7 protein-coding genes and 1 pseudogene are annotated in these 10,241 nt (G+C 38.8%); 2 read left to right on the forward strand and 6 right to left on the reverse strand.

Features of this window, described 5'->3' with window-relative positions; all coding sequences use genetic code 11:
- Positions 1-103: pseudogene (locus QZT73_RS04780) on the forward strand (IS982 family transposase); the annotation flags it as partial.
- Between the two features lie 164 nt (positions 104-267).
- Here the strand turns inward: QZT73_RS04780 and QZT73_RS04785 are convergent.
- From QZT73_RS04785 to QZT73_RS04810, 6 genes are all read right to left on the reverse strand, one after another.
- A complete protein-coding gene (locus QZT73_RS04785; RefSeq protein WP_291786885.1) occupies positions 268-594 on the reverse strand; it encodes a hypothetical protein in 327 nt (108 codons plus the stop codon).
- 105 nt (positions 595-699) lie between these two features.
- The gene (locus tag QZT73_RS04790; RefSeq protein WP_291784736.1) at positions 700-2,088 is read right to left on the reverse strand and encodes an arginine decarboxylase; all 1,389 of its coding nucleotides are present in this window, start codon (positions 2,086-2,088) and stop codon (positions 700-702) included.
- A gap of 126 nt (positions 2,089-2,214) precedes the next feature.
- Entirely contained in the window at positions 2,215-2,700 is a 486-nt protein-coding gene (locus QZT73_RS04795) for a hypothetical protein (RefSeq protein WP_291786887.1), read from the reverse strand.
- A 93-nt stretch (positions 2,701-2,793) separates the two neighbouring features.
- Entirely contained in the window at positions 2,794-3,204 is a 411-nt protein-coding gene (locus tag QZT73_RS04800; RefSeq protein ID WP_291784740.1) for an Rrf2 family transcriptional regulator, read from the reverse strand.
- A gap of 60 nt (positions 3,205-3,264) precedes the next feature.
- Positions 3,265-4,140 (reverse strand): sulfite exporter TauE/SafE family protein, encoded by an 876-nt coding sequence (locus QZT73_RS04805; protein ID WP_291786889.1) that lies wholly within the window; start codon positions 4,138-4,140, stop codon positions 3,265-3,267.
- 107 nt (positions 4,141-4,247) lie between these two features.
- A complete protein-coding gene (locus QZT73_RS04810) occupies positions 4,248-6,731 on the reverse strand; it encodes a TonB-dependent receptor (RefSeq protein WP_291786892.1) in 2,484 nt (827 codons plus the stop codon).
- A 475-nt stretch (positions 6,732-7,206) separates the two neighbouring features.
- Between QZT73_RS04810 and QZT73_RS04815 the strand changes: the two genes are divergently transcribed.
- A partial coding sequence (locus tag QZT73_RS04815; RefSeq protein ID WP_291786894.1) for a carboxypeptidase regulatory-like domain-containing protein occupies positions 7,207-10,241 on the forward strand: 3,035 nt, incomplete at its 3' end.

Raw genomic sequence — 10,241 nt, forward strand, 5'->3', positions numbered from 1 at the left:
AACAAGAATCCTTGCCAAGATTACTGCTCTTACACTGATCCAATACATAAATAAATTTGTTTTTGATAGACCTATTAATAACTTGAAGGTTGCTATAACTTAATTAGCACAACGGGTTATTAATGATAAAACTTAAAATTTCAATAATTTAATTTAGTCCAAAAAATAGTTTAAAACAAAATAACAATTCTGCTACATATGGGAATTGTAGGCAAAATTAAATTTTAAGCTAAAGACAAAACATCCTTACATTTTTTTATTAAACCATTAATTATTGTGATTTTGTAAGGAAACCCAAAGAGAGACATAGCCCCTCTTTCCAAATTGGGACTCGGTGGGGATTTCACCATGTTGCATTTCAATCACAAATATCTCAACTAACTCTACTCCTCTTTCCTTGGCGATTTCTATAAGCTCATTTTCTGCTTCATGTAATAGCTTTTCTCCCCTGTCCAAATGATTATTTGATTCTTTTTTAAAAAAAATCATTTCTTGGATATCTGTTGGTTCGTCCTCCATGTAAACGATTCTCACTCCATTTTTAATGGACAAAAAAAACAAACCAACAAAAATTAAATTAATCAGAAATTTCATGGAAACTCAGGTTTTATGTGATATAAGTCACACATTTAAATACCTGAAATACAGGAAAAAAGTTCAAAAAAAAGCGTGATTTTTCAAACACGCCTTATTAATTTTTTAGTATCCCAATACTTTTAACATACTTTCTGCATGTTGTTCCGGTGCGAAAAGCCAATGCTTGATACTGCCATCCTTTTCCCTGTCTATCAGCACATGCTTGGGGGCAGGAATCAGGCAATGCTGAATACCTCCGTATCCTCCCAAAGATTCCTGATAGGCACCTGTATGAAAAAAGCCAATATACTGCTTGTTGCCTTCTTCCACTTTTGGCAGGTAAATATTAAACTGATGGGCTTCTGAATTATAGTAATCCATACTATCACAAGTCAACCCACCCAAATTGATGTTGTGGTACTCATTGTCCCAATTATTGACCGCCAGCATGATGTACTTTTGGTTGAGTCCCCAACTGTCCGGCAATTGGGTGATAAAGGAACCGTCAATCATGTACCATAGCTCTTTGTCATTTTGGAGTTTTTCATCCAAAATGGAATAAAGCACAGCACCACTCTCCCCAACGGTATAAGAACCAAATTCTGTAAAAATATGGGGCTCATCCGTATGGTTTTTGGCACACATCCATTTGATGTTTTTGACGATCTGCTCTGCCATGTATTGATAATCATAGTCAAAAAATACATTGGTTTTGATGGGCCAGCCGCCACCGATATCCATGGTATCCAAAGAAGGGGCAATTTTCTTCAAATCCACATATTTTTGGATAAATCTTGTCAACTCTGACCAATAGTAAGCGGTATCTTTTATCCCGGAGTTGAGAAAGAAATGCAGCATTTTAAGGCTTACATTGGGATTGTCTTTGATTTTTTCCTCGTACAACTTCACAATATCACTATAGCGTACTCCCAACCTTGAAGTATAGAATCCAAATTTCGGTTCCTCATCTGCCGCAATCCTGATGCCCACTTGGAAAGGAACTTTTACATGCTCCAAGTAATAATCAATCTCAGAAAGGTTGTCCAACACAGGAATACAGTTCACAAAACCATCATTCAGGAGCTCTGTGATATACTGCTTGTACAGCTCCCGCTTAAAGCCATTGCAGACAATGAAGGTTTCTTTGGTGATTTTCCCCTTCTCAAACAAGTTCCTCACCAAGGGAATATCAAAGGTGGAAGAGGTTTCAATATGGATATCATTTTTCAAAGCCTCATCCAAAACAAAGCTGAAATGAGAAGATTTGGTGCAATAGCAATAGGTATATTTTCCTTTATAGCCGTGCTGCTCTATGGCATTGCCAAAATAAGTCTTGGCATTTTGTATATTTTCCGAAATCTTGGGCAAATAGGTCAGTTTCAATGGGGTGCCATAGGTCTTGATGATGTCCATCAAATTCACACCATTAAAATGTAATTCATTATTTTCTACATGAAACTCTTTGGTAGGGAAATCAAAGGTCTGCTGAATGAGATCTATGTATTTATTCATTGTATTGGTTTGGGTTATAACTTGAAACCAGTCACAAAATTTGCTTTAAATATTCGGAATTCAAACCAAAAAGGGGAAAATCCCATAAGATTTTCCCCTTTCCCTAAGTTTTTTGTTAATTTTATTTTATTGAGCAAATAGCTCTCTATGTAATAGGCTTTGACTTTGTTGATGCTTTCTTTCCTGGATGAGGTAGGAAGACAAAACCTGCTTGAATCTTAAATCTTTCATTAGATAAAGTTCTAATTTCTGAAGATAAACCAGTACCGAAGTTGCATTATGCGCATAATATTTTAACGCATAAGTATTCAATTCTTTTTGAAATTCTAACACAACCCCAGGAGCTTGGCCCAATAGTATCAAACCATTGAATAAAGCCTTGAGCCGTGCCTCATCCTGATCCCATTCAAAGTACAGCACATGAAATACTTTCTGGGTTTCAGGGAAATTGGGGAAATCAAAACGGGACTGACTTTTTAGCATGAAAAAGGGAGATTGTTGAAACCAATCTTCAATCAATGATTTATTGGAAAAGGCTGCTTCCTCAGATGGTTGAATCCTTAAAACTTGTTGTAATTGCTCAGTCGCGATGGCTGCTGTCGAAAGTCCCATAGGTTGTTAATTTGTAATCCGACGTAAAGAAAATAAAGGTTTTTTATTTTTCCTAATTACCCTATCAATTTTATAGGGTAATAAGATAAAAAATTATAAGGATGCCAAATCAGTAATGGATTTATCTAAAATGGAAACCATTTCATTCCTTAAAATACCAAATAATTTCCTAATTCTACAGGTCTCCTCATCCGTACATTCAAGACATGGTTCATAAAATTTCTCGGAAACGCAGGGTATAAGCGCAATAGGACCATCTATAGCCCTCATTATTTGAGAAACAGAAATTTGTGAAGGCTCTTTAGCTAGGCTATACCCACCTTCAGCACCTCTAAGGCTTTTAACAATTTGATGAGATTTTAAATCTCTAAGGATATTCTCCAAAAATTTATAGGGAATTTTCTCTGCTTCAGAAATGACTTTGGCTGAAATAGGTGTATGTCGTTGATTTTCGTGTAAAAACAATATGGTTTTTATAGCGTATTTGGCCCTTTTTGAAAGCATATGTCTATTTTGATGGCTAAAATACAAAAAATCCAATACAGACGGGATAGCAAGTTTAATTTAGACAACTGCCAAATAAAATGTCCGTATGCTCAAACCGATTACCAATAGCCCAACCATCAGTAATAAAATTTTTGGGTTAATCTTTTTTACAAACATAGCAGCAAATGGGGCCGCAATAACACCACCAATTATCAAACCAAGTATTGGTGCTAGATTCAGCTCTTTTATAAAAAATAAAAAGGTACTGGCACTGGCTAAAGAAACAAATATTTCGACAAAATTACCCGTTCCTATGGCAAATCTTGGTTGCTGCCCCTTACCCATTAAGGTAGAATTGACTACCGGCCCCCAGCCCCCACCGCCGATGGCATCCGCAAATCCACCTACTCCTGCCAAATAAGGAAGGCTTTTTCCTTCAGCATCAAAAGGTTTTGACTTCTTTTTAAAAATCTTTTTAAGAATCAATAGGCCCATAAACAATAAGTAGATGGCAATAAAAGGCTTTATGGTATCGCCATCCACACTGGAAAGAAAATAAGCTCCGATTATTGCACCCAATACCCCAGGAATCATCAGCCTTTTTGCCAAGGACCATTGAACATTACCCAATTTTAAATGGGAAATTCCAGATGCCAAACTGGTGAAAACCTGTGCAAAATGCACCCAGGCACTGGCTACCGCAGGGGGAATACCAATTCCCAACAAAATAGAATTAGAGGAAACACCATAAGCCATGCCCAAAGCCCCATCTATGGATTGAGCAATAAATCCAACCAACAAAAACCAGAAGAACATTTCCCCATCCCAACTTTCCCCTTCTCCTATAAAAGCAAACAATGATTTATAGGTAACCAAGAACAAAATCACCAAACTTAATCCAAAGAATAAGGACCATTTCGGTTCTGATTTAATCTTTAAAATGAGTTTTTCCAATTTCTCTTTATTTATGACAATTTAAAAGTAACATATCATTCCTGTATATCCTATCTTTTTGATAGGATATATAAATAAAAATTTAAGGTTTAACGAAGCGGTACAATTTAGTGGCTTGAAATGATTTCAAAGTTAAATTTTAGCGTTAACCCAACTGTTATCGGGTCTCCTAACACAGCAGCATAATGTCCAGCATTCCCTGCACCAGGAAGCAACTGTTCAAAATATTGGGTATTGGTAAGGTTCCTGGACCAAACAAACATGGAAAATCCATAATCACCTCTGAATCCTGTCCTCGCATTCAACAAACCGTATCCATCAATATTCATGAATTGAGAAGGCGATGGACTGCTGGAAAACGTTGACCTAAAGAAAAGTTCAGACCCTACAAAAAACTTACCGCCAAGCCCCAGAAACTTGGCGCCTTTGGTCCATTCGCTTCCAAAAGAACCTGCCCATCTGGAGACTCCTGGCAACCTTCCCCCCGAAATATCTTTGAAACTCTCCCCTCCTACTTCCTCCAAAGGCACTGGGGCATTGGTGAATTTCACATATTTGGCATCCGTGTAGGCCAATGCACCAAAAGTCTGGAAAAACCTCGATGGTTTGAAAGTAAAGTCCACTTCAACACCTGATACATTTGCACGTTCTGCATTGGCCAAATATCCCCTATTGACTGATAGATCCGGTGTTTGTACCAGCGTCTGAAAATTCTTTATATCGGTAATATGAGCCACTATATTCAAAGTTGCGTTTGATCTTGGGTTAGTTTTAAGACCTAATTCAAAATGGGTTACATATTCGGGTTCAATTCTTGCCAATTCTATCATAGTTCTGTCTCCTTCCCTTGGCAATCCTCCCAAATTAATACCAACAGGTTTGAAACTGGTAGAAAATGTCCCAAAACTATTGATCTTTTTTGAAGGTCTGTAAGTTAAAGTTAGTTGTCCGGAAAAATTAGACTCATCCACAAATGCTTCGAATTCCTGGTCATTATAGACGGACTGTTGCAAGGCAATCAATGCTAAATCATCCGTTTGCAGACCACCATAAGTTTCCCTGTTAAAATACACCTGTTTCTCATCATAATTCCAACGCAATCCGGGAAGCAGGTTCAACTTTTCAGTTATTTTCCAATCCAATTGGCCAAAAAAAGCTCCGCTAAAAGATTGAAGGCTATTCCTGGTCCTTATCCCAAAGCCATCCAATAATCCTGGGGTACGCCATAAGGGATTTTGATTGTTCTGGACAAACCTCCATTGATGGATTCCAGATTCCTCAGTATGGAAAGGTGATGACCTTAAATCCTGCCATAAGCTGAAAACCCCGACTACTCCACTAAGTTTATTCGAAAAGTCCCCGGCATACCTAATTTCCTGAGACCATTGATCATGTCTTGAAGGTGCCTGAGACAAGCCCAATGCTTGCAAACCTGTAAAATCCCTGTCATTGGAAGGATCCCAGTTCCAATACCTCCAAGCGGAAGTGGAAGTCAAGGTCCCACCCAAAAGATCTGCATCTAAATTAATCGACACACCACCTAGGTCATTGCCTGATTTCCATGGCGTATCGTGGTCAATGATTCTATCAAATGGATTGGTACTGGGCAGGACATAATCCAAATCCTGAATGATCTGGTTAAACTGCCTAAAGGGAGCTCTCCTGGTTTCCACAACGCCTGCGACAACTTGGGCATAGCCATCCGGTCTTTGTCTGGTGACATCGGCAGCCACCAAAATCTCTACCTTCTCTGAAGGAACATAAAGCAATTGGCCTCTTACACCAAGATTGTTCAGGTCATTGGTATATTTTTGTGTGGCTAAATTGTAAATCAGCCCATCCCTTTTGGTTCCGGAAAATGATAACCTTCCGGCAAATTTTTCGGAAAGTGCCCCGGTGACCGAACCTCGCGTCTGCACAAAACCAAAATTCCCAAAACTGGATTCTATGGTAGCATCCGGTTGAAATCTCGGCCTACGGGTTGTAATATTAAATGCACCGGCAGTAGTGTTTTTTCCAAAAAGGGTACCCTGAGGACCCCTGAGTACCTCAATCTGATCCACATCTATAAAATCCAGGGCTGTTACTGCAGGTCGTGCAAAAAACACCCCATCCACGTAAAAACCCACTCCGGGGTCAATGCCATCATTGGTCAGACCAAAGGTCGAACCATAGCCACGGATATTTAGGGTCGTGTTCCTTGGATTGGAGGAATAAAGTTGAACAGTGGGAACCAATTCTTTAAGCCTATTCACATTGAAAGCCTGTGTCTCCTCCAGCAAGGCGCCGGAAACCACAGAAACCGGAATTGGTACTGCTTGAATTTCTTCTTGACGGCGCCTAGAAGTAATCAGTACTTCTGACAGGAGATTGTCTTCTTCTAAGACAAAAACCAATAATTCCAAAGAAGATGAATTTAAGGTCAACGTATTTGGCTGAAATCCAACAAAACTGGCTTTTATTGAAAGCGGAAAAGCTTTGGTTGTGTTTAGCACAAATATACCCCTATCGTCAGTAATTGCATAATCATTTGTGCCCTCAATCACAACAGATGACCCAATAATTGGCTCTCCTAGTTTGTCCGTTACCATTCCATGGATTGTGGTTTGTGTACTAAGATGAAAACCAGTAAGTAACAAAAATAGCGGGAGTAAAGATTTTATGTGCATATATGTGTATGTTGGTTAAATTATATATTTCCTATCGTTTTAATATGATATAAAACAACAATTATTTCTAATAACATTCTGCAATATTAAGAGTAAGATTTAAATATACCATATATTTCCTATCTTTTTTATAGGATATAAAAAATACAGGATTAATGAGGCCAAATTCCCCAAAAAGGGGAATCATTCCATAAAACCTTAAATATTTTTATAACTAAATACCGCAATTAAAGCCTTAAGACAACTTTTTGTTTTGTGGCACAGACATGGAAACAGTTTTTTAAAATTTAAGCTCTTATCCATGAAAGCAAAACTTTACATAAATTTAATTATATCATTTGTATTAGTAATGGCATCATTCCACTCATCCTTCGGCCAAGGGGTTACAAGTGGAAGCATGACCGGACTTATCACTGATGATTTGGATGATCCGCTACCCGGAGCGACAATCCGGGCAGTTCACACTCCTTCAGGAACATCCTATACCATGGTCACCCAACCCAATGGAAGATTCACTATTCCATCTATGCGGACAGGTGGACCTTATCATGTGGAAGTCTCATTTATAGGTTTTGAAACCCGAATTTATGAAAATATAAATATCGCACTGGGCCAAAGGTATGTACTCAATGTAAAAATGAGTGATGAAGATTTCGAATTAGATGCGGTAACGGTTGCCGGCTTTAGGGATAATTTATTGAATGATGAAAGGACAGGCGCAGCCACTACAATAAATAGAGAAGCCCTTACTACAATGCCAACCTTGAGTAGAAGTGTTCAGGACTTTACCCGATTGACTCCGCAGTCCAATGGAGAGTCTTTTGCCGGACAGGACCCTAAGGCTATCAATTTTTCTCTAGATGGTAGTATTTTCAACAATGCTTTTGGACTTTCAGGGTCAATCCCTGGGGCTCCAACCAACTCTACTCCTATTTCTCTGGATGCTATTGAAGAAATACAAGTAAACATTGCCCCTTATGATGTAACCCAAGGTGGATTTACCGGTGCTGCTATTAATGCAATCACACGGTCCGGAGATAATGAATTTAGAGGTTCTGCATTTATAACCAACCGGAATGAAAGACTTGTCGGATCCAACGCAAGAGGAACCGAAGTAGTCACCAGTGATTTCAATGTGCAGCAGTACGGATTTAGATTGGGTGGTCCAATTATCAAAAACAAGTTATTCTTTTTCGTTTCGGCAGAATCCGAACGAAGATCAGATCCCAATTCCCCATTTGTTGCAAGCGCACCAGGAAGAACAGGCGCCAATGTAACCCGAGTACTACAATCTGATATGGATGAATTGAGGAATTTCTTGGTTTCCAATTTTGACTATGACCCAGGATTGTACGAGGATTATAATTTACCTACAGTTTCTGACAAATTTTTGATCAAATTCGACTATAACATCAATGAAAACCATCATCTAAGCGCCCGATTCAATACCATGATTTCTTCAAGAGATAGACCAGTGGCACGTACATCTTTGGGATTTGGTGGAAGAAACCAAAACCTATTTTCACTCAATTTCCAAAATTCAAATTACTTACTGAACGATAATATTTATTCAGGTATCATTGAACTCAACTCATCATTCGGGAACAGATTTTCTAATGAATTACGATTTGGGCTTACCTCCAATAGAAACTTCAGAAGTTGGGAAGGCGGAGATTTCCCTATGGTAGATATATTGCAGGATGGAAGAAATTACATCACATTCGGTACAGATTTACTTTCACCAAATAGAGCACTCAACTCGGATGTTTGGCAGTTTCAAAATAATTTTTCAGCTTACTTAAATAACCATACCCTCACCGCAGGCGTAAATTTTGAACTCTTTAATTTCGAATACACCTTTACTCCTACCTTCTTTGGTCATTATGTCTACAATTCTTTGGATGATTTTTATCGGGATGCGGCAGGAGAAGCAATTGAATTAAGGAGATTTCAACGACAATTCTCAGCTCTTGCCGATGGATCTGTACCAACAGCAGTGACCAGGGCATACATTGCAAGTGCCTATGTACAAGATGAGATCAATGTTACGAATAATTTTAAGTTGACACTAGGAGTTAGATTAGATGTGCCATTCTATGATCAAACAGCTCTACTTAATCCTGAAGCTGCAACGCTTGATTTTAGAAGGCCCAATGGAGAACCTATTGAAATCAGAACAGATAGACTTCCCGAACCGCAATTTATGTGGAGTCCACGGCTTGGCTTCAATTGGGATGTGACAGGTGATCGAACTTTCCAAATCAGAGGGGGGACGGGGTTATTCTCCGGTAGACCAATTTATGTCAACATTTCCAATATGGTCAATACCAATGGGATGCTGCAAGGCCAAATCAGAGAAGACAATACAACGAATTTCCCATTCAATCCAGATCCAAATGCTTACATTCCTCAGAATGGAGGCAGACCTGAAACTTACGATCTAGCGTACATAGATCCCCGATTTAGAAATCCGCAAGTGTGGCGAACAAACATAGGAATTGATAAAGAAATATGGGGCGGAATTGTGGCTACTGTAGAAGGTATTTACACTTCACAGGTGCATGATTTGATTTTCTATGATGCAAATTTACTGCCATCGACCAGAACCTTAGCAGGACCAGACAATCGCCCTCTCTATGGCTTCTCAGATGAAGCCAACCGAAGAAATCCAAATATTACCAATGCTGTAGTTATGGATAATACGTCAAAGGGATACTCTTACAGTTTGACATTCCAATTGAAAAAATATTTTGACAATGGTCTTCACGCTATGGCCGCTTATACGTATGCCCAAGCCAAAAACATGGTGGACGGAAATACGCAGCATTTTTTATCGTATGAAAACATTCACTCCGTACGAGGAGGAAATTTCCCAGAACTTGGGTTCTCTTTAGATGACCAAAGACACCGATTGATCAGTTCCGTGGGATACCGAAAAGAATATGGGAAAAACTATTCCTCTACAATTTCGCTATTCTACGAACTCAGAAATCAGGGAGTAGATTCTTATGTCTACAATACCGATATCAATGGAGACTTAATTGCGGGAAATGATTTGATATTTGTACCAACTGAATCCCAATTGCAAGAGATGCAGTTTGAACCATTCACATTGAATGGCATAAGCTATACGGCTCAAGACCAACGGGATAAATTCAATCAGTTCATTCAACAAGATTCCCATTTGAGTAGCAGAAGGGGCATGTATGCTATGAGAAACGCAGTTCAATTTCCTTTAGTAGGGAGGCTGGATTTATCCTTTATGCAAGAGTTTTTCGTCAATATAGGTGGAAAAAGAAATACCCTGCAATTGCGTGCGGATGTTTTTAACTTCACCAATATGTTGAATAACAATTGGGGGACTGGTCAAATCATTGCCAATGAAAGTCCAATTGGGATAGTTAATATAGACCCTATCACGAATGTTCCTAC

Source organism: Cecembia sp., from assembly GCF_007126775.1.
In the GTDB taxonomy this organism is placed as follows: Bacteria; Bacteroidota; Bacteroidia; order Cytophagales; family Cyclobacteriaceae; genus Cecembia.